A 19,963-nucleotide genomic window follows, 5' to 3' on the forward strand; every position below is an offset into this window, starting at 1 on the left:
CATGACCGAAGACTTGCGGCCGCTGTTCGGTGACCGGGCCACCTTCGCCGTCGAGGCCGGGCCGTTCTGGCATGCGCCGGACCTGCGGGCCGTCGATCTGTGGGCCGGAGGCCAGCTGCTGACCTACGACGACAACATCGCCTACCTGCCGTCGTTCAGGTTCTCGATCCGCACGTCGGCCGACCAGATGCGCCGCAGGGCGCTGCCGCCGAACCCCTACCCGGGCCTGGAGCCGGCCGAGGCGTTCCAACGGCTCCACGACGATCAGACCGGATCCCGGGAGGAGTGCTGGCTGATGCAGTGGGGCCCGACGACCGACGGTGTGATCCTCTACGCCTATCTCGACGGTGGCGACAACCTGGTGCTGCTCTTCAGCTTCTGGCGGCCCGACCACCCGGACCGGGACCGGGTCCACACCGCCCGGATTCCGGCCGGCGAGTTCACCGGCACCCTCGACGCCGCTCTCGGCTCAGGCCTTCTCGGTTAGGAAGGCCAGGGCGGTCGCGGCGAACAGCGGCGAGTCGATGATGTCGTAATGGGTGGTGCCCGGCAGGATCGCCAGGGCGTGCCCGCCCTTCGGCCGGCCCTCGCCACCCCAGCCGCCGTCCCGCAGACCACCGTCGAGCAGGTTGAAGATCTCCACGAAGTGGCTCGGCGGCACCATGTCGGCGTCAGCGCCCATGATCAGGGTGGGCACGCGCAGGCCCCGCACGTCCTCGGTGTGGTCGAAGTCCTTGCGCATCGTCTCGCCGATCTTGTCGAGCAGCCGCGGGAAGTCCTCCGGCCGCGGCGCCACCCGCTGGTACAGCTCGTACATCGGGGTGTCCTTCATGAACTCGGCGGCCGCCGCGCCCACCTGCGCCTGCTGGGCGAGCAGATCCGGGAAGAAGGCGTCACGCCGGATCCCGGCCGACGCCGACACCAGCCTGCCGACCTTCTCCGGGTGCCGGATCGCCAGCTGCAGGCCGACACCGCCGCCCAGGGAGAACCCGACCACGTCCGGCCGGTCCAGACCCAGGTGGTCGATCAGCGCCGCGATGTCGTCGGCTATCAGGTGGTAGTCGATCGCCCGGTCGATGTCCGCGGTCCGCCCGTGGCCCTGCAGGTCGACCAGGAAAACCTGGTGGTTCCCGGCGAACGTGGCCAGCGACGCGGCGAACATCTCACCCGAGCCGAGCCCGCCGTGCAGCAGGATCAGCGGCCGGCCGGTGCCGTGCGTTTCGTAGTACAGGTTGATCCCGTTGACCTCGGCATAGCTCATGTCGGCTCCCTCGCGCATCTTCCTCATTGCTTACATCGGGTAGACCCGGGGCGTACCGGAAACTCATCGCTGCCGTGGTGAAAAATCCGGGGTAGGTTCGGGCGCGTGACTGACGCGGTGACCGGCCCACCCATAGAAGCCCAGCTGGAGCGCTTCCGGCCCGAGCTGATCGGCTACTGCTACCGGATGCTCGGGTCGGCTTTCGAGGCCGAGGACGCCGTGCAGGAGACCATGATCCGGGCCTGGCGCGGCCATGACAGTTTCGAGGGCCGCTCGTCACTGCGGTCGTGGATCTACCGGATCGCCACCAACGTGTGCCTCAACATGGTCGACAGCGCCCAGCGGCGGATCCGGCCGATGGACCTCGGCCCCGCCTCGTCCGGGCACGCCACCGACCCCGGCGCCGTGCACCCGGAGAAGATCTGGGTCGGCCCGGTCCCCGACGAGCGTGTCCTGCCCGAGGGTTCCGACCCGGCCAACCTGATCGCCGAACGCGAGTCGATCCGCCTCGCGTTCGTCGCCGCGCTCCAGCATCTGCCGTCGCGGCAGCGGTCGGTGCTGATCCTGCGGGAGGTGCTGGCCTGGTCGGCCCAGGAGGTCGCCGACCTGCTCGACACGTCGGTGGCCAGCGTCAACAGCGCCCTCCAACGGGCCCGCGCCACCCTCGCGGCCGCCACGCCTTCGGCGGGCGACACCTTCCGGCCTCTCGATGCCGATCAGCGCGAGCTTCTCGCCCGCTATGTCAAAGCCTTCGAGGCGTACGACCTGCGCGCCCTCACCACACTTCTGCACGAGGACGCCACCGTGTCGATGCCGCCGCTGGCGTTGTGGCTGCGTGGCCACGACGACATCACGGCGTGGATGTCCGGCACCGGCAGCGGTTGCGAGGGTTCGCGCCTGATCCCGGTCGTCGCGAGCGGCCTGCCCGCCTTCGGTCAGTACCGTGCGAGCCTCACCGGCACCGGCCACGACCCGTGGGCCCTGATCGTCCTGGAGATCACCGATGGCCGTATCGCGGGCGTCAACAACTTCCTCGACACCGCCCGCCTGTTCCCGCTGTTCGGCCTGCCGCCCCACCTGCCACCGGCCGAGTCGCTGGGCTGACCTGCTCGATTCCGGCCCCGGCTTCACCTGTCACGGATCGTCGGTGTCCGACCCGGGTACGAGCAGTTCGGTGAGGCCCAGCAGGGCGAACAGCAACATCAGGTCCGGCCCGGCACCGACGACCACCAGGTGCCGGCCGTGGCGGCGGGCCGTCAGACGCAGCCGGGCCACCGCCTCGACCGCCACCACATCCACCTGACACAGGCCGCCGACATCGCATTCGACCAGGTCACCGTCGTGCCTGCCGCCGTCGTGTCCGCCGCCACCGTGCCTGCCGCCGTCGTGTCCGCCGTCACCGTGCCTGCCGCCGTCACCGTGCCTGCCGCCGTCACCGTCGTGTCCGTTACCGCTCCGTCCGTCTTCGCCGTGTCCGTTCCCACTTCGTCCGTCTTCGCCGTGTCCGTCTTCGCCGTGTCCGTCTTCGCCGTGTCCGCCGAGCAGATCGGCCAGCTGGGCACACAGGGCCGGGATGTCGGTGCGCGTGATCGCCGGACCGACCGCGAACCGAACCGCAGAGATCCCCATGATGTGATGGACCGCCGCCGCCCACCGAACTCATCGCTGGCGGCCGGGCAGGATTCCGCGGAAACCGGCGGGATGTCACCCATCTCTACGTCGGTGTTGCGCCGGGGCGGAGACCACGACCGTCCACACGATGGCGGACCACGAGGCCCGTCACGGATCTTGCCCGGCCGGCCGCCTACGTTCTACCACGTCATACCGCCCTGCTGCAGGCTCAGACGCAGTCCCAGAAGAACCGGCCTTCCCGCTCGTCACTGCTCAGGAACGCGTACCCGGTTCCGCCGCCGAAGTTGAGCGCATAGGCATCCCCACCGACTCCCTCGGCCCCGTCGATCTGAAAGAAGAACCGCCACCGCTCATCGAGCATCTCGACGAAGTCCGACTGCCAGCCACGTGGCCGCCCACCGGCCCAGCTGTAACAGTCCTCGTCCACGTGCTCCGTCGCGCGCACCCGCAACTCGACCGGCACACGGTCGGTCCACCGCTCACCGCGGCGCCACAGCGACGGCCCGGTCCGCTGCGGCAGCCCACGGGAGAACGCCGGTAGCCGCCCGCCCGGCTGCACGAGGAGCAGGTTGTCACCCTCTTCGGGCTCCATCGTCAGCCCGACACCGTCCGGATCGTCGGCGATGAACAGATAGGCCATCCGCGGTTCCGCCCCCGGAAGCGGGAACTGCCCGATGAACACCATAGGCGTCCGGAGCCACGCCGAAACCGGCCAGAACGGTTCCTCCAGCCAGTACGGCTGCCCGCCGAGTTTCGCTACCGGCCCGTCAACGGGTTGCTCAGCGACCTCCCACCGAAGCCCGACCCGAGGCTGAAGCCACGCATCCACCGGCCCCCGCGCCGCCGCCGACCGCCGAAGTCCGTGCCACCACGCCGGTCTCGTGTCCTGTTCCGGTCTCGTGTCCTGTTCCGGTCTCGTGTCCTGTTCCGGTCTCGTGTCCTGTTCCGGTCTCGTGTCCTGTTCCGGTCTCGTGTCCTGTTCCGGGCTCGTGTCCCATTCCGGTCTCGCTTTCCGGCCCGGGCCGCCGAGCTCGTTCGGGTCCGCGGGCTGGGCCGCGCCGCCGGTGGGTTGGTCGGCGTTCATGCGGCCACCCGTTCCGCGATCCGAAGGTCGGTGTCGCAGTCCGGGCAGCGGAAGCGCCCGAACAACAAGCCGATCGCGGCCGCCACCTCGGGAAACCCGGCCGCCATCGCCTCGGCGTGCAGATGTGACGCAAGATCCGGCGACAGGTCCGGCTCGATCTCGGAGTCGGCCGGGTCCAGCGACTACAGCAGCTCCGCCTCACACGAGGGACATTCGACGCCGGCCTCACCGTCGTTGATCAGGTCGAGCCGCCGACCCCACGTGTCATCCCCATCGAACCCGAGAACCGCCTGCTGGAGGTAGACGAACATCCGCTCGTCCGAAGCCCCCGCCACCAGATTCTCGACGGTCAGCGCCCGCAGCACGGCGATCTCGCCCGCGTAACGCCCCCGCTCAGGATCGACCGTGTCGACCGCGATCAGCCCGGCCAGCACCAGGGCCTTCTCCCGCTCTCTGATCGAGAACCCGGCGCAGACCGTCGCCAGCCACGGCAGCAGTGTCTCACTGCCCATCACCGCCTCACCCTGGTCGATCGTCTCGTGCCAGACGACGTCCCAGGCCGCGGACCGGGAATCAGCCGCCGCGTCGATCATGGCCAGTCGGAGAGCGGTCACACGCCGATCATGCCGGATCCGCGGCCGCCACCCGTTTGCCGGGGGAGCACCAGGGTGGCGGCCGCGGACCCGGCACCACGAGGGAAACACCACTACTTGACCCGGCGGCGGGGAGGGCTGCGCGGCCGTCGACTCCCCGCCACCGGGCCGGTCCTTGAAACGGCGACCCAGACGAATGAGCCCGAAATGCCACCCTTCGACCTGGCCCCCGCCACAGCAAGACCTGGCCGGTCCCACGCGATATCAAGACCTGGCCGGTCCCACGCGATATCAAGACCTGGCCGGTCCCACGCGATATCAAGACCTGGCCGGTCCCACGCGATATCAAGACCTGGCCGGTTCCACGCGAGATCAAGACCTGGCCGGTTCCACGCGAGATCAAGACCTGGCCGGTCTCACGCGAGACCAGGACACGGACCGGTTTGCCGGAAACCGTGGCCCCGGCCGGTCCTCCTGCAACCGAGGCCGAGACCTTTACCGAGGCCGAGAGCAGGTCCGGGCTGAACCGTGACCCGGCGCGACGTGACGCCGGATGGCGGCCGGCTGGGGGCCGCCGCACCGGGTCACGGCGATCAGCCGGCGATCTGGAACAGGCCTGGCTCGTGACGCTGAGCCGGCACGACCCGGCTGGGCAGTGGGCTGTCGACCACGATCGACTTCTCCACGGCGATCGCGTGCCACAGACAGAACATCGCCACCGTCCACACCTTGCGCGACCGGTCGGCGCCGCCGGCCCGGTGCTCGGCGAGCAGCCCCCGCACATACTCCAGGTCGAGCAGGTCACCGGCCTGGGAGGTGGACAGCAGGTGGTCCACCCAGTCACCGATCGGGCCACGCAGCCACAGCCGGGTCGGGGTCGGGAAGCCCAGCTTCTTGGCCGAACGCACCGACTCGGGCACGATGCCCTTCATCGCCTCACGCAGCGCGTGCTTGGTGGTGGTGACGCCGGGCGGCAGCTTCAGATCGGTCGGCAGGCCGGCGGCAGCCGCATAGACCTGCTGGTCGAGGAACGGCACCCGCAGCTCCAGGCTGTGCGCCATCGACATCCGGTCGGCCTTGACCAGGATGTCGCCGGGCAGCCAGGTGTGCAGATCCACATACTGCATCGATGCGACGTGGTCGACGTCGGCGGTCTCCGCGTACAGATGCGCGGTGATCGCCGTGTGCGGCTGCGACGTGAACCGCATGACCCGGGCCTTCTCGTCCGGGTCGAAGATCCGCGCGTTGCCGTAGTACCGCTGCTCGATCGGTGTGGTGCCGCGCTCGAGGAACGACCGGCCCTTGACCCCCTCGGGCAGCACCTCGGCCAGGTGCTTCAGGCCGCGCTTCATGCCCGGGGGCAGCCGGTCGACCCGGTCGAGCGACAGTGGCTCCCGGTAGATGGTGTAGCCGCCGAACAACTCGTCGGAACCCTCACCGGACAGCACGACGGTGACGAACCGGGACGCGGTCTGGGCCAGGAAGAACAGCGGGATCAGCGACGGGTCGGCCACCGGGTCGTCGAGCAGCTGAACGATCCGCGGCAGGTGGGTCAGCACGTCCTCGTCGGTGACGACGGTCGGCGTGAGCCGGATGCCGAGCTGGTCGGCGGTGTCCTGGGCGATCTCGATCTCCGAGTAGCCCTGTGCGGCGAACCCGGCGGTGAAGGCGTGCAGGTCCGGTTTCTCCCGGGCGGCCAGCGCGGCGATCGCGGAGGAGTCGACACCGCTGGACAGGAACGTCCCGACCGGAACCTCGGCGTGCATGTGCTTGCGGACGCTGGCGGTCAGCGCGTCCTGGATCGCCTGGTAGGCGGCCTCCGGCTGGACCCGCAGCGGCCGCAGCGACGGACGGAACCAGCGGTGCATCCGCACTCCGCCACCCGGCGTCCAGATGATGCGGTGGCCCGGCGGCAGCCGGCGGATGTGCCGGTGCAGGGTCATCGGGTCGGGCACGAACTGGAACGTCAGGTAGTGCGCCAGTGACTCGGTCTCCAGGGCTGCGCCGGCCGGGGCCGCGAACGGGTCGAGTGCCTTGCGCTCGCTGCCCAGATACAGCCCGTCGGCGGTCTCCAGCATGTAGAGCGGCTTGATCCCGAAGGCGTCGCGGGCCGCGTGGAGGGTGCCGGTGCGGTGGTCGTACGCCACGAAGGCGAACATGCCGCGCAGCCGGGGCAGCGCCGCCTCGCCCCAGTAGTGGAACGCCGCGGCCAGCACCTCGCTGTCGCCCTCGGTGGCGAAGGCGGCGTTGTGCTCGCGGATCAGCTCGGCCCGCAGCTCCCGGTAGTTGTAGATCTCACCGTTGAAGACGACGGTCCACCGGTCGCCGTAGTGCAGCGGCTGGACCGAGTGCTCCCGGTCGATGATCGCGAGGCGCTTGAAGCCGAACGCGAACCCGTCGCCATACTCGATCTGGGTGTCGTCCGGACCACGGTGGTGCAGGGTCGCCAGAGCGGCGGCGAAGGCCTCGCGGAACGTGGCGTCCAGCGGCCCCGGGTCGGGGCGGCTGCTGACAAAAGCGCTCAGGCCACACATCGAAAGATCCTCCTCAACGATTCGAGGAGGCGACCGTAGGCCTCGACCTGTGAAGAACCTGTGCGGAAGATGCCGAGAATGTGCGCGGCACGAATCCGGGATCTGATCTTCATCGGTTTCTCGCATTTTTTGTCGGCCTGGACAGGCTGGGACAGAATTCGACCCGTGACCGCCCGCATCCTCGTTGCCGACGACGACCCGAAGCACGCGCAGCTGATCCGCCTCTACCTGGAACGGGAGGGGCATCAGGTGCTGACCGTGGGCGACGGCCGGGCCGCTCTGGAGCAGACCCGGGCGCGCCGTCCGGACCTGGTCGTCCTCGACTGGATGATGCCGGAGGTCGACGGCCTCGACGTCTGCCGGATCCTGCGTGCCGATGCCGACGCGGCTCTCGCCAACGTCGCGATCCTGCTGGTCACCGCCCGTTCGGCGGAGAACGACATGCTGCTGGGCCTGGACATCGGCGCCGACGACTACCTGAGCAAACCGGTCAGCCCGCGCGAGCTCACCGCGCGGATCCGCGCGCTGCTTCGCCGCACGCGCGGCAACGAGGGTTCCGAGATCCTGCGGGTCGGCGGGCTCGAGGTCGACGCACCCCGATTCGAGGTACGGGTGGACGGCGCCCCGGTCCGGCTGACGGCCAAGGAGTTCGGCATCCTGGAACTGCTGGCGCGTGAACCGGGCCGGGTGTTCACCCGCGGCCAGATCCTCGACAAGACGTTCGGCTTCGAGAACGAGGTGTCCGAGCGCACCGTCGACGCCCACGTCGTCAACCTGCGCCGCAAGATCGAGGTCAACCCGGCCGATCCGCGATACGTGCAGACCGTCTACGGCCGCGGCTACCGGATGGCCGAGCCGTGAGTTTCCGACTGAGGATCTTCCTGCTGGTGCTGGTCGTCGCCGGTTCGGCGATCGGCGCGACGGCGTGGCTGACGTTGAGCCTGGCCTCCCGCGAGTTGACCAGGGTCGCCGAGGCACGGGACCGTCACGAGGCCGAGATCGTCGACGCGATCCGGCTGTTCGGGGTGCTCAACGGTCAGTGGGCCGGGATCGACGCGGTGGTCGGCGACCTCTCCGACCGGACCGGCCTGCACATCCGGGTGGAGACCCACGACGGCGACGTGCTGACCGACTCCGACAACCTGGAGCAGCGGGCGGCCGGGCCGGTCCAGCTGCTTCCCAGCAACGTCGAGCCGGTCCCGGCGCTGGACATGGCGGTCCAGCTGGCCGCCCACAAGGCCGGTGCGCTGATCGAGTCGAAACTGACGGCCGCGGGCAAGGAGGCGTCCGGTGTCCGGCCGATCGCGGTGCTGAGACGTCCCGAGCTGCCGGAGGATCTGTTCGCGCCGGCAGCCGCGACGGAGACGCCGTCGATGCGGGCGCTGATCCAGGCCGCGCAGTACCGCGCGGCGCTGATCGCGGTGCGGTGCATGGCCGACGTGGGTGACTGGGCGCCCACGCTGACCACGGAGCGGCCGCCCTACCTCGACGACGAGCGCATCAAGGCGGTGCCGAAATGTGTCGGTGACGCGATCACCGCGGTCCGCCGCGACGTGACGTGGCGCGACGAGGCGTGGGCCGGGATGGGCGACTGCGAGCTCACCGGGTCCGGGTATGACAAGTGCCTGCTCCTCGGGTTCCAGCGGGCGGTGTCGAGCCCGTCGGTCTCGCCCGTGGAGATCTACTTCGGTGCCCGGCAGGACCAGGACCTGGACGTTCTCCAGCAACCGGCGCTCCTCGGCGTCGCCGCCCTGCTGCTGCTCGCCGCCCTCGGCACGGCCGGCATCGCCCGGCGGGTGAGCCGGCCGGTGCGGCTGCTCACCGGCGCGTCGCTGCAGCTGGCTGCCGGCCGTCTGGACGTGCGGGTGCCGACCCGCGGCGAGGACGAGCTGGCCCGCCTGTCCGGGGCGTTCAACGCGATGGCCGAGGCACTGCAACGCAGCGAGGAGCGGCAGCGTCGACTGGTCGCCGATGTCGCCCACGAGCTGCGGACCCCGCTGTCGAACCTGCGTGGCTATCTGGAGGGCCTGGCCGACGGGGTGATCGAGCCGTCACCCGAGCTGTTCGCGTCACTGCACGAGGAGACCCTGCTCCAGCGCCGCATCCTTGACGATCTTCAGGTTCTGGCGCTGGCCGAGGCCGGTGAGCTGGGCTACGACCCGGTGCCGCTGGACCTGTCCGAGTTGACCGAGATGGCCGCCACCGCGCATCGTGTGGTCGCCGGCAACGCCGGCATCGACGTGGTGGTGGACGCTCCCGAGCCCGTCGAGGTGTGCGCCGACCCGGACCGGATGCGCCAGGTCGTCGGTAACCTGATGAGCAACGCGATCCGCTACACCGACGCCGGCGGCCGCGTCGAGCTGAGCGTCAGCCGCGACGGCCCCGACGCGATCCTGACCGTCCACGACACGGGCGTCGGCATGAACGCCGACGAGGTCGCCCGAGTCTTCGACCGCTTCTGGCGCGCCGACCCGGCCCGCCAGCGCGCCACCGGCGGCTCGGGCCTGGGCCTGACCATCGTCCGCCGCATCGTCGCCGACCAGGGCGGCGACGTCACCGCGACGAGCGAGCCAGGCCTCGGCACCACATTCACCGTCCGGCTGCCCGCCGTCACCGACATCGCCCGCATCCTCGACCACCGACCACCCAGGCCCTGACCCGAGCCCCCAACCGGCCCCCGTCGCGCGGCGCCGGCGCCCGCGTCCGAACCGCAGTGCCGCGTGCGGCCGGAACTCCCGCACGGCCGATGTCGGCCCTGGCGCCACGACCGAAGGACCCCTGTCGGCGAAAGCTCCAGCCGGATCGGCGGTGTGCGGCGGCCCGGCCTTGATGATTAGACGGATCGCCGGTGGATGGCGGCCGGGCTGTGACGACCAGCCGGATCGCGGATCGGCGGCCCCGGCCGCGCCGGGCGACCGGGCCAAGGGCCAGAGCCGGGCCAAGGGCCAGAGCCGGGACCGGGCCGGGCTAGATGTTCTGACCACGGAGGTTGGGGACGGGAGATCTTGAATAGGTGAGGGCCTTCGGGTTCGGTGTGGATTGCGACGTCCTACCCCGAACCTGCGGAGGCCCTCATGCCCCACCGTAATGCACCGTTGTCCGAGACCGGGCCGGGCCAGAGCCGGGACCGGGCCGGGACCGGGCCGGGCCAGAGCGGGGCCAGAGCCGGGCCAGGGCCAGAGCCGGGACCGGGCCGGGCCAGGGCCAGAGCCGGGGCCGGGGCGGGGCGGGGCGGGTGGATCAGTTGGCGGCGGTGGGGGAGACCAGTGCGGCGATCTCCAGGGCAGCCCGGCGGGGGTCGCCGTCCCAGCGGCTCGGGAACGCGTCCACCAGGCGCCAACCGGCTCGGTGCAGGGCCGACTGGCGGGCCAGATGCGCGTTCGGGCCGGCGGGGTGGACGCCACACAGGACGCCGACGGCGCTGTCGGCCGGGCCCGCGCACAGGTCGAGACGCCACGAACCGACGGCGTAGGAGGGGCGGACCGGGACGTTCAGTCGTGACAGTTCGGTGGTCAGCCTCGCCGCCCAACCGGTCGGCGGCACATCGTCCCGGGATGCCCCGGCCGGTCCTTCGGCATAGGTCAGATAGTCACCGACCAGGCCGTCCGCGGTGGTCAGCGAGGAGAGGAGGACCAGACGGTGACGAGCCCGCGTGATCATCACGTTGAACAGCTGCGGATCGGTGACGAACCGGCGCCGGCCAGCCGCATCGCCGTCGACCAGGCCGAGCGACACCACGACCGCGTCGGCCTCGCTGCCCTGGAAGGAGTGAACCGTGCCGACACGCAGGCCCAACTCCTCGATGCGTTCCACCGGGAAGGCCGCGACCAGCGCGGACTCGAGGGCCTCGGCCTGCGCACGGAACGGAGTGATCACCCCGATGCTGCGGAAACCAGCCGCGGCCAGGCCTTCGACGACGCCGATCGCGGCGGCTACCTCGGCGGCGTTGACACCGTCCTTCACCGTCGCGTCCCCGACCGGTACGACGTCGATCGCGTCGGCGGCATCGGCGGCCGGGGTACGGGTCATCGTCGTGATCCGGCCGCCGTAGAACCGCCGCGCCGAGAACCCGATCAAGTGCGGCACGCTGCGGTAGTGCTCGTTCAGCCAGGTCGTCGGTGCGGCCGAGGCGGCCAGGTCGAAGGTGCTGACCCGGCGTACGTCGAGACGATCGTCGGCCCCGTGCCGGTCGAGGACCTCACTCACCCCGGCATCGCTGACGAACGACACGAACCGCAGCTGCCGTGGGTCCCCGACGACCAGCGCACGCCGGGCACGGGCCAGTACCGGCGCCGCCCTGATCTGGTCGACGTGAGACGCCTCGTCGATGACCACCAGATCGAACATTCCGGGCGCGGCGGGCAGCAGATCCTCCACGTCGGCGACAGTGCCGATCCACAGTGGCAGCGCCCGGACCAGTGGCGCCGCGTCCATCCGCGCGAGCAGTTCCCGCCGTCGGCTGCGACCCGCCCGCAGGGCTGTGGCCAGTGCGGCCGCAGCCCGCCGGCCGTCGGCGTCCCACCTTTTCTCGCTGCGGCTCGCATGCCGCATCGCGGTCCCGGCGCATGCCCGCAACGCGCCCTCGGCCTGATGCAGGGCGCTCCACCACCGGTCAAGATCACCACCGCCGGTCACGGCGAGACGGGCCGCTGCCCGCTGCGCGGTCGCTGCAGCGACAGCTTCCCAAACCCGGCCCAGTGGTACGCCCGGACGAACCCCCAACATCCGCCGGCCCCGTTTCGCCCGCACGCCCGCCCGCCACCGACGCCACCGTCCAGCAAAACCGGCGAATCCGGCATACCTGGCTTCCGATCCCCCATCTCCATCGACCGCCGAACCAGCCGAAACACCACCGTGCGTGAACTCCGGAGTCGGCAGCGCGGGAGGGAAGGTCAGGGTGGTGGGGGAGGTGGGGTGGTCAGGGAAGGCGGAACCGGTGGGGAAGGTGGGGTCGGCGGGGGAGGCCGAAGTGGTGGGGGAGGTGCGGTCGTCAGGGAAGGCGGAACCGGTGGGGGAGGTCGACGTGGTGGGGGAGGTGGGGTGGTCAGGGAAGGCGGAACCGGTGGGGTCGGCGGGGGAGGTCGAAGTGGTGGGGGAGATGCGGTCGCCAGGGGAGGCGGAAGCCGCGGGGGTCAAGGGAAAGGCGGGAGTGGTGGGAAAGGCGGAAGGCGTGGGAGAGGTAGGGATGGCTGGGAAGTGGGTGATGGGTAGGGGTGGGCCGAGCAGGCGGATGGCTTCGGGGAGGTCGACGGTGTCGTCGAAGGCTCCGGGTACGTCCGTGGTGAGGGCGGCCAGCAGCGGCTCGAAGGCGGGGAGTGTGGCTGCGAGCTGTTCGGTGTGGAGGAGATCGCGGATTTCGGTGCGGATCGCGCGTACACGATGAAGGTTTTGCTCGACCGCCTGCCGGTCGGCGCGCAATTGCCGGGAGTTGACGCCCTCGTCGGCGCCCGCCGACAGCCAGGTTGCCAGGCGGTCTCGGCTGGTGGTGTCGCCGAAGAGCACCGGTTCGGGGCCGGGGTAACGGGCCAGCAGGGCCGCGAGGACCTCGGCAGCGTGTGGTGACTGGGTGGCGATCAGTACCGAACCGCCGCTGTGCACGACTTCGAGGGCGGCCGCCACCACGGTGTGGCTCTTGCCGTTGCCGGGTGGGCCGGAGACGACGGTCACCGGCGCGGTCCGGGACCGGGTCACCACCTGGGCCTGGGCCTCGCTCAGCGGCAGCGGCGAAACGACCTCGGCATCGTCCGCGGGCGGCGGGGAGGACGACGGACCGGAGCCGGAACCGGAGCTGGAAAAGGAACCGGGACCTGAGCCGGACCCGGAGCTGGAAAAGGAGCCGGAGCTGGAAAAGGAGCCGGGGCCGGGAAAGGAGCCGGAGCTGGAAAAGGAGCCGGGGCCGGGAAAGGAGCCGGGGCCGGGAAAGGAGCCGGAGCCGGGAAAGGAGCCGGAGCTGGAAAAGGAGCCGGAGCCGGGAAAGGAGCCGGGGCCGGAGTCGGGGCCGGAGTCGGGGCCAGGGCCGGAAGCGGGGCTGGTTCCGTAGACCGCGGCCAGGGCCGTCAGGGACAAGTCACGGCCCGCCCAGCTGCGCAGACTGTCGCGGGGTGAGCTGCCGAAGACGTCGCGGACCACATACAGCGCCGCCCCCACCACCAGCACCAGCCGGTCGCTGGGAAGGCGGCGACCCGGCTCGGTGACCGCGTCGAACTCCAAGCCTGTCGCCTCGGCCGCCGCGGTCAGCCACGCGCGCGCACCGGTCACCTCCAGCCAGCCGGGAACGCCGAGGCCGGGCGCGTTCTCCAGGGACGCCGCCAGTTCCCGGTCGGCGATCAGCGGCGTCACCGACGTGTCCCCGGCCGGCGTCACCCGGTAGCCGGTGAGTGCCCGTTCCAGACGGACCGGCTGGCTGAGCAGCGGCACCCGGATCTTGCGCGGCCGCCCGTCGATCTCGGCGCGCCCGGCCAGGAAACCCCAGCCCCGGTGCAGGATCCGCTCCTCGCGGTGCAGCGCGTCGACGGCCGCCAGCCGGTCGCCCTCCTTGCGGGCGACCCGCTCGGAGTCGGCCAGCCACACCAGCGGCTGCGAGCCGTGGGTGACGTCCAGGATCCGGTCGGCGCCGGCGGGGGCCAGCTCCGACAGGACGGCGAGAACGGTCCGCTCAGTGAGGGCCAACGGCGGTGACCGTGATCGCGGCGGTGCCCGCCTCGTCCGACTCGGCCAGGTCGACGGTGGCGTCGATGCCCCAGTCGTGGTCGCCTTCGGGGTCCTCGAAGACCTGCCGGACGGTCCACTGGGTGGCACCCTGCTCGATGTGCAGGAACGCCGGACCGCGCGCGGCCGGGCCGGTGCCCAGCCGGTCGTACTCCTCGAAGTAGTCCTGGATGGCGTTCTGCCAGCGCTCGGACGTCCAGCCGTGCTCGGCGTCCATCTCACCGAGCAGGTCCCAGCGGCGCAGCGCGGCCAGCTCGACCCGCCGGAACATGGCGTTGCGGACCAGCACCCGGAAGGCGCGGGCGTTACGGGTGACCGCCGGCGGCTTGTCGTCGATGCGGACCTCGGCCTCGGGGGCCTCCGGGTTCTGCAGGCGCGACCACTCGTCGAGGAGGCTGGAGTCGACCTGCCGGACCAGCTCGCCGAGCCACTCGATCAGGTCGGTGAGCTCCTCGGTCCGGGCGTCCTCGGGCACCGTCTGGCGCAGTGCCCGGTAGGCGTCGGCGAGGTAGCGCAGAACCAGGCCCTCGGAGCGGGACAGGCCGTAGAACGACACGTACTCGGTGAACGTCATGGCCCGCTCGTACATGTCGCGGACCACCGACTTCGGCTTGAGCTCGTAGTCGGCGACCCACGGGTGGCCGCGCCGGTACGTCTCGTACGCCGCGTCGAGCAGTTCCTTCAACGGCTGCGGCCAGGTCACGTCCTCCAGGAGCTGCATGCGCTCCTCGTACTCGATGCCCTCGGCCTTCATGGCGTTGACCGCCTCGCCGCGTGCTTTCTTGCGCTGCTCGGAGACGATCTGCCGGGGGTCCTCCAGGGTCGACTCGATCACCGAGACCACGTCCAGCGGATACTCCGGCGCCTCCTTGTCCAGCAGCTCCAGGCTGGCCAGGGCGAACGGCGACAGCGCCTGGTTCAGCGCGAAGTCCAGCTGCAGGTCCTCGACGAGCTTGTAGACACCTTCGTCGGTACGTTCGATGACGCCACCCGCGATGAGCGCACGCGCGATCCCGACCGCCCGCCGGATGTGCCGGCGCTGGGCGGGTCGCTCCTCGTGGTTCTCGGTCAGCAGATGCTTCAAGGCGGGGTACGGGTCGCCGCCCCGGTTCATCACGTTGAGCAGCATCGCGTGCGACACCTGGAACGACGACGTCAACGGCTCCGGCTCGGCCTCGACCAGCCGGTCGAACGTGGGCCGGCCCCAGCCGATCTGCCCCTCCGGCGGTTTCTTGCGCACCACCTTGCGCCGCTTCTTCGGGTCGTCACCGGCCTTGGCCAGGGCCCGCTCGTTGTCGATGACGTGCTCCGGCGCCTGGATGATCACGGTGCCGATGGTGTCGTAGCCGGCCCGCCCGGCCCGGCCCGCGATCTGGTGGAACTCGCGCGCCTTGAGCAGCCGGGTCTTCACCCCGTCGTACTTCGACAGGCCGGTGAACAGCACGGTACGGATCGGCACGTTGATACCGACGCCCAGAGTGTCCGTACCGCAGATGACCTTGAGAAGGCCGGCCTGCGCGAGCGTCTCCACCAGCCGGCGGTATTTCGGCAGCATGCCGGCGTGGTGCACGCCGATGCCGTGCCGGACCAGCCGCGACAGGGTGCGCCCGAAACCGGCGGTGAACCGGAAGTTGCCGATCGCCGCGGCGATCTTGTCCTTCTCCTCGCGGGTGCACATGTTGATGCTCATCAGCGACTGCGCCCGCTCCAGCGCCGCCATCTGGGTGAAGTGCACGATGTAGACCGGTGACTGCCTGGTGGAGAGCAGCTCCTCGATCGTCTCGTGGAGAGGCGTCATCGCGTACTCGAAGATCAGCGGAACCGGCCGCTCCGCGTTGGCGACGACGGCGGTCTCCCGCCCGGTCCGCTTCGTCAGGTCGTCCTTGAACCGGGTGGTGTCACCGAGGGTCGCCGACATCAGGATGAACTGGGCCTGCGGGAGCTCGATCAGCGGCACCTGCCACGCCCAGCCCCGGTCCGGCTCGGCGTAGAAGTGGAACTCGTCCATCACGACCTGGCCGACGTCGGCGTCGGCGCCCTCGCGCAACGCCAGGTTGGCCAGGATCTCCGCGGTGCAGCAGATGATCGGGGCGTCCGCGTTGACGCTGGCGTCACCGGTCAGCATGCCCACGTTCTGTGCGCCGAAGACCGCGCACAGGGCGAAGAACTTCTCACTCACCAGCGCCTTGATCGGGGCGGTGTAGAAGGTGGTGCGGTTGTCGGCCAGCGCCGCGAAGTGCGCACCGGTGGCGACCAGGCTCTTGCCCGAGCCGGTGGGGGTGTTCAGGATGACGTTCGCGCCGGTCGCGATCTCGATCAGCGCCTCTTCCTGATGCGCGTACAGGGTCAGGCCCTGCTCCGCCACCCACGATTGAAAGGCGTCGAAGACTGCGTCAGGCTCGTTGGAGTCCGGGAGGCGATCGGTCAGCGTCATGATCGGTCAAGTGTGTCAGCTCGCCCCGAACGCGGCGTACAGGGGACCGGCGATACTCCCGGCCACACCGAGGATCGACGCGACCACGGCGACGGCTGCTCCCAGTTTTCGCATGGGGCGCACTCTGCCCGGTCACGGTTGCGAGGACGGTTGCCGCCGGGTTGTAGCGTCATCGGCGTGGTGCTTCCAGTGCCGGCGCCGATCTCCGACGGCGACCGCGAGCGGGTGTCCGAGCTGCTGCAGCAGGCGTGTGGCGACGGGCGGATCACCCTGGAGGAGTTCAGCGTCCGCGTCGGCGCGGCGTGGGCCGCGTCCACCGATGTCGAGCTGGCCCGGGTCACCGAGGGGCTCGCGCCGACTCCGGTGGTCGGCGCCGCCCGTACCGTCGACAGGGTCGTCACCGTCTTCAGCCAGCGCAAACGTCGTGGCCGGTGGCGGCTGAGGTCCGGGCGGCTGAGCACTTTCACCCTCTTCGGGGGCACCCACCTCGACCTGCGTGACGTGATCACCGGCGAGGACGAGATCGAGATCGAGGGCACCTGCCTCTTCGGTGAGCTCAAGGTGATCGTGCCGGAGGGCGTCGAGGTCGAGCTCTCCGGCACCAGCGCCCTGAGTTCCGAGGAGCTGCGGCTCGCGGCGGTCCCGCGTCTTCCGGGCACACCCATCATCCGGGTACGGGTGAACGCCTGGTTCAGCAGTGTCGAGGTGAAATCACGCCGTCCCGGCGACGGCGGCGTGCGCGAGTGGGTCGCCGACAACCTGGGCCTGTGACCCGCCTAAGGAATGGTCTGTCCGCCGCGCTGCTGCACGACGTGGGTCAGTTCGTGGGCGACCAGCGCCTCTGCCGGTTTCGCCGGCACTCCGCCGCCACTCACCACGTCGGTCGGCTGGATCCTCGGCTGGGCCCGCGCGACCGACTGCCGGACCTGGGCGATGCTCCGCGCCGTGACCATCATCGTGCGGGCCTGCGACACCTGCTGCAGCGCGAGCGCGTAGGTCAGGCGCTGCTGCTGGTAGGTGACCGGGTCCGGGGAGAACGGATCGAGGATCATCGTCCCGGCCACGACGAGACCGCCGCTCGCCGCGATCTGCCGGGCGACGATCATCGTGGTCTGCGCGCCGGCGAGCATGTCCGCGTACTGCGAGAACGTCAGCGCGGTCGCGTCGATCTCGGCACGCAGCGCGGCGGCCCGGGCCGCCGCGGTGGTCATCCGGGTGCCGAAGGTGGTGCCGGCCGAGCCGAGCCAGCCGTGCCGGGCCTCGGCGCCGGCGGTACGCAGGGCGGCCGCGCTGCCGTCGACCTCGAGTCCGAGCCGGCTCCGCAGGTACTGGGAGCCGGCGTAGAGCGACGCGGGGTTGCCGTCGAGGCGGGTGTCGATCGGCATCATCGGCTCCCGGAGATGTCACGCGCGTTGGCGACGTCCTCGTCGGCGTACGCCTGATTGGCTTGCAGAACCCGGGCCGCGGCCTGGTCGAGGCCGCCCGCGAGTGCGGTGGCGTCCTCGACCAGGCGGGTGATCAGGTCCTCGAAGATCGGTGTGTCGGTGCCGGCGTCGGGCGTGCCGGGCCCGCCGCCGGCGGCGGCCCGCAGGGTGCCGCCGGACCGCCGCAGCTGGTCGGCGATCCCGTCGAGCGACACCGGGTCGACGTGCAGTCGATCGGTCATCGGTCTTACTCCTCCCCAGGACGGACGCCGGGGTGTACCCGCGCCGTCCTGGATCGGTTCAATGACGCAGGGGAATATGTTTATGACACCGCGTAGGGGTACGGCTTGGCGATCACCGCGTCCAGGGCGTCGTTGAAACGGTCCATCGGGTCCGGTGCGGCCGGGCCGAGCAGGTAGTGGCGCAGGTCCTCGCGGGGGCCGGCCATCGGGTCGGCGGACTGCCGCAGGGCCTGCACCAGGTCGGCCAGGCCGGTGGCCCGGGACCCGAGCAGGTACGCGCCGCCGGCGACCGTCTGTGCGGCCCGGAAGGCGGTCTCGTCCTGGTCGTCGACGTTCGTGACGACGTACGGCTTTCCGCTGGCGACGAAGTCGGAGACGACCGCGGAGATGTCGGCGATCATCATGTCGGCCTGGTTGAAGCACGAGTAGAGGTCAGGCCGTGCCCCGGTCACCGTGCGGTGCGCCCACCAGCCACCGGCCTGCCAGGTCGCCTGCTGCCATTCCCGCTGCGCGTCCAGCAGCCGCGCGTGCCGGTCCGGATCGGGGGTGCCGTCGTCCCGGGCCGCCTGCGCGTCGTCACCGGAGCCCGGCCCGCTCAGGCCGGCGATGATCCGGTCGAGTTCGGCCAGCCGGGCGGTGGCCGCCGTGCGCGTCCCGGCGTCGGCGGCGATGGCCGCGGCCCAGGCCGGGTCGGCGGCACGGCGCCGGTTCGCCTCGTCGAGCAGGCCGATGATCCGCTGGTTCACCCGTGCGGTGACCGGGTCCTGGTAACCGGTGAGCGGGTGGGGCTTGTAGATGATCCGCACGTCCGGCGAGAGCGCCAGCAGGGTCTTGACGATGGCGACGCCGGTCCGCGGGACGGAGCTGAGGGCCAGGTCGTCGCTCCAGCCCTCCCAGGTCGGCGCGTAGAGGACGGTGAAGATCCGCCGGTCCTGGCGTGGCGGCTCGACGACCGCGAGCTGGGGCCGGCCGACCTCCACGATCGACGAGTCGGCGACCGCCCCACCGGCCCGCCGGTAACGGTCGCGCCCGGCCCGGCCGGCGACCCACACCTCGTCGTAGACCCGGCTGAACGGGTTGGTGCTGGCCACCTTGTCGCTGTCGCCGTGGCCGACGAAGATGTGCCGGATCCCGTTGGTGCGCAGCATCTGGATGTTGTTGCCGGTGTTGCCGACGTAGAGGACGGCCTTGAGATCGGGCAGGTCCAGGTCCATCACGTCGGGCCCGCGGGGTACGCAGATGATCGGCAGACGGGTCGGCGCGATCCGGGTGACGTGCTTGCGCTCGCGGACCAGGATCGCCGGCCGGTGCCGCAGCCCGGCCAGCACGGTCAGCCACGAGTCCACCTGGTACGTGGTGCCGCTGGCCTCGTTGAGACTGAAGTAGAGCAGCACCTCCGGCCGGTACTCCCGCAACCGTTCGAGCGCCTCGGCCCGCAGCGCGTCGCTGTCGGCCAGCACCCGGTTGCGCCGGGACTGGACCATCGCGGCGGTCAGCACCGACGCCAGGGACAGCACCGCCACCACGAAACCGGCCACGACCGCCCGGTCCGTGCCGGCCAGCGCGTCGACCGCGACACCGACGCCCACCGGCAGACCCAGGTGCAGCAGCCAGGCCGGCGCCCGGACGGTCAGCCAGGCCGGTGGCGCGTCCGGGATGCCCAGGCGGGAGAGGTCCAGGTTGCGGGTCGGGTGGGGCAGCTGCCGCAGGTCGGCCACCCGGCGCAGGACCACGTTGACCACGGCCCGCAGCCAGTACAGGACGAGCATGCCGATCGTCGTCACCGCCGCCGGGACGGCACCGTGCTCGGCGCCGCGGGCGATCATCACCAGGATCGCGGCGTCCCGGATCAGTGACCGGGTCACCGAGCTGAGCTGGGCGCGGCGCATCAGGGCCGCCAGCGCCGTCCGCTTGACACCCCAGCGTTCGGCGACCACCACGGCGGCCAGCGCGATCAGGAACAGCAGTGGCAGGTTCAGGAACGCGGCGGCGTACAGCGTGACGTAGGAGACGGCGAACAGGACGGGCCAGAGGAGCTTCACGGGTGTCTG

At 70.9% G+C, this 19,963-nt stretch carries 15 protein-coding genes; 5 read left to right on the top strand and 10 right to left on the bottom strand.

All coding sequences use genetic code 11. The annotated features are described in order from the left end of the window. Position 1: 1 nt before the first annotated feature. On the top strand, positions 2 to 487 hold the full coding sequence (locus tag ACFO0C_RS40975) for a hypothetical protein (RefSeq protein ID WP_378072218.1): 486 nt from the start codon (positions 2 to 4) through the stop codon (positions 485 to 487). On the opposite strand, the gene ACFO0C_RS40980 is transcribed toward ACFO0C_RS40975, so the two are convergent. After that, positions 470 to 1,261 carry an alpha/beta fold hydrolase gene (locus ACFO0C_RS40980; protein WP_378072219.1) on the bottom strand — a complete coding sequence of 264 codons (792 nt, stop codon included), beginning with the start codon at positions 1,259 to 1,261 and terminating at the stop codon, positions 470 to 472. The genes ACFO0C_RS40975 and ACFO0C_RS40980 overlap by 18 nt on opposite strands. Before the next feature lie 105 nt (positions 1,262 to 1,366). Here ACFO0C_RS40980 and ACFO0C_RS40985 point away from each other — a divergent pair, with 105 nt between their 5' ends. Further along, positions 1,367 to 2,365, top strand: a complete 999-nt coding sequence (locus ACFO0C_RS40985; protein ID WP_378072220.1) for a sigma-70 family RNA polymerase sigma factor — start codon at positions 1,367 to 1,369, stop codon at positions 2,363 to 2,365. Positions 2,366 to 2,395: 30 nt separating this feature from the next. On the opposite strand, the gene ACFO0C_RS40990 is transcribed toward ACFO0C_RS40985, so the two are convergent. The 4 genes from ACFO0C_RS40990 to asnB form a co-directional block, all read right to left on the bottom strand. Then, the gene (locus ACFO0C_RS40990) at positions 2,396 to 2,890 is read right to left on the bottom strand and encodes an STAS domain-containing protein (RefSeq protein ID WP_378072221.1); all 495 of its coding nucleotides are present in this window, start codon (positions 2,888 to 2,890) and stop codon (positions 2,396 to 2,398) included. Between the two features lie 211 nt (positions 2,891 to 3,101). Next, on the bottom strand, positions 3,102 to 3,533 hold the full coding sequence (locus ACFO0C_RS40995; protein ID WP_378072222.1) for a hypothetical protein: 432 nt from the start codon (positions 3,531 to 3,533) through the stop codon (positions 3,102 to 3,104). Positions 3,534 to 4,159: 626 nt separating this feature from the next. After that, entirely contained in the window at positions 4,160 to 4,591 is a 432-nt protein-coding gene (locus tag ACFO0C_RS41000) for a hypothetical protein (protein ID WP_378072223.1), read from the bottom strand. 572 nt (positions 4,592 to 5,163) lie between these two features. Continuing rightward, complete coding sequence (asnB, locus tag ACFO0C_RS41005) at positions 5,164 to 7,104, bottom strand: asparagine synthase (glutamine-hydrolyzing) (protein WP_378072224.1); 1,941 nt, start codon at positions 7,102 to 7,104, stop codon at positions 5,164 to 5,166. 156 nt (positions 7,105 to 7,260) lie between these two features. Here asnB and ACFO0C_RS41010 point away from each other — a divergent pair, with 156 nt between their 5' ends. Continuing rightward, on the top strand, positions 7,261 to 7,965 hold the full coding sequence (locus ACFO0C_RS41010) for a response regulator transcription factor (RefSeq protein ID WP_378072635.1): 705 nt from the start codon (positions 7,261 to 7,263) through the stop codon (positions 7,963 to 7,965). Then, a complete protein-coding gene (locus ACFO0C_RS41015; RefSeq protein ID WP_378072225.1) occupies positions 7,962 to 9,761 on the top strand; it encodes a sensor histidine kinase in 1,800 nt (599 codons plus the stop codon). The genes ACFO0C_RS41010 and ACFO0C_RS41015 overlap by 4 nt, the downstream gene beginning before the upstream one ends. Positions 9,762 to 10,344: 583 nt before the next feature. On the opposite strand, the gene ACFO0C_RS41020 is transcribed toward ACFO0C_RS41015, so the two are convergent. Next, complete coding sequence (locus ACFO0C_RS41020) at positions 10,345 to 13,773, bottom strand: AAA domain-containing protein (protein WP_378072227.1); 3,429 nt, start codon at positions 13,771 to 13,773, stop codon at positions 10,345 to 10,347. Next, positions 13,760 to 16,246 carry a DEAD/DEAH box helicase gene (locus ACFO0C_RS41025; protein ID WP_378072228.1) on the bottom strand — a complete coding sequence of 829 codons (2,487 nt, stop codon included), beginning with the start codon at positions 16,244 to 16,246 and terminating at the stop codon, positions 13,760 to 13,762. The genes ACFO0C_RS41020 and ACFO0C_RS41025 overlap by 14 nt, the downstream gene beginning before the upstream one ends. A gap of 177 nt (positions 16,247 to 16,423) precedes the next feature. On the opposite strand from ACFO0C_RS41025, the gene ACFO0C_RS41030 reads away from it, so the two are divergent. Beyond that, on the top strand, positions 16,424 to 17,017 hold the full coding sequence (locus ACFO0C_RS41030) for a DUF1707 SHOCT-like domain-containing protein (RefSeq protein WP_378072229.1): 594 nt from the start codon (positions 16,424 to 16,426) through the stop codon (positions 17,015 to 17,017). A 5-nt stretch (positions 17,018 to 17,022) separates the two neighbouring features. Here the strand turns inward: ACFO0C_RS41030 and ACFO0C_RS41035 are convergent, their stop codons facing one another. The 3 genes from ACFO0C_RS41035 to ACFO0C_RS41045 form a co-directional block, all read right to left on the bottom strand. Further along, entirely contained in the window at positions 17,023 to 17,631 is a 609-nt protein-coding gene (locus tag ACFO0C_RS41035) for an eCIS core domain-containing protein (RefSeq protein WP_378072230.1), read from the bottom strand. Next, positions 17,631 to 17,912: a hypothetical protein gene (locus ACFO0C_RS41040; protein WP_378072231.1), complete on the bottom strand. Its 282-nt coding sequence runs from the start codon at positions 17,910 to 17,912 to the stop codon at positions 17,631 to 17,633. Before ACFO0C_RS41040 ends, ACFO0C_RS41035 begins: the two co-directional genes overlap by 1 nt. Before the next feature lie 80 nt (positions 17,913 to 17,992). Then, a complete protein-coding gene (locus tag ACFO0C_RS41045) occupies positions 17,993 to 19,954 on the bottom strand; it encodes a hypothetical protein (RefSeq protein ID WP_378072233.1) in 1,962 nt (653 codons plus the stop codon). Positions 19,955 to 19,963 lie beyond the last annotated feature (9 nt).

Source organism: Actinoplanes subglobosus (assembly GCF_042650585.1).
In the GTDB taxonomy this organism is placed as follows: Bacteria; Actinomycetota; Actinomycetes; order Mycobacteriales; family Micromonosporaceae; genus Actinoplanes; species Actinoplanes subglobosus.

What these genes read in the sequence shown, in the direction of transcription:
- ACFO0C_RS40975 (WP_378072218.1), top strand. Translation starts at nt 2, where the DNA reads ATGACCGAAGACTTGCGGCCGCTGTTCGGTGACCGGGCCACCTTCGCC.
- ACFO0C_RS40980 (WP_378072219.1), bottom strand. Translation starts at nt 1,261, where the DNA reads ATGAGCTATGCCGAGGTCAACGGGATCAACCTGTACTACGAAACGCAC.
- ACFO0C_RS40990 (WP_378072221.1), bottom strand. Translation starts at nt 2,890, where the DNA reads ATGGGGATCTCTGCGGTTCGGTTCGCGGTCGGTCCGGCGATCACGCGC.
- ACFO0C_RS40995 (WP_378072222.1), bottom strand. Translation starts at nt 3,533, where the DNA reads ATGGCCTATCTGTTCATCGCCGACGATCCGGACGGTGTCGGGCTGACG.
- asnB (WP_378072224.1), bottom strand. Translation starts at nt 7,104, where the DNA reads ATGTGTGGCCTGAGCGCTTTTGTCAGCAGCCGCCCCGACCCGGGGCCG.
- ACFO0C_RS41025 (WP_378072228.1), bottom strand. Translation starts at nt 16,246, where the DNA reads ATGACGCTGACCGATCGCCTCCCGGACTCCAACGAGCCTGACGCAGTC.
- ACFO0C_RS41035 (WP_378072230.1), bottom strand. Translation starts at nt 17,631, where the DNA reads ATGCCGATCGACACCCGCCTCGACGGCAACCCCGCGTCGCTCTACGCC.
- ACFO0C_RS41040 (WP_378072231.1), bottom strand. Translation starts at nt 17,912, where the DNA reads ATGACCGATCGACTGCACGTCGACCCGGTGTCGCTCGACGGGATCGCC.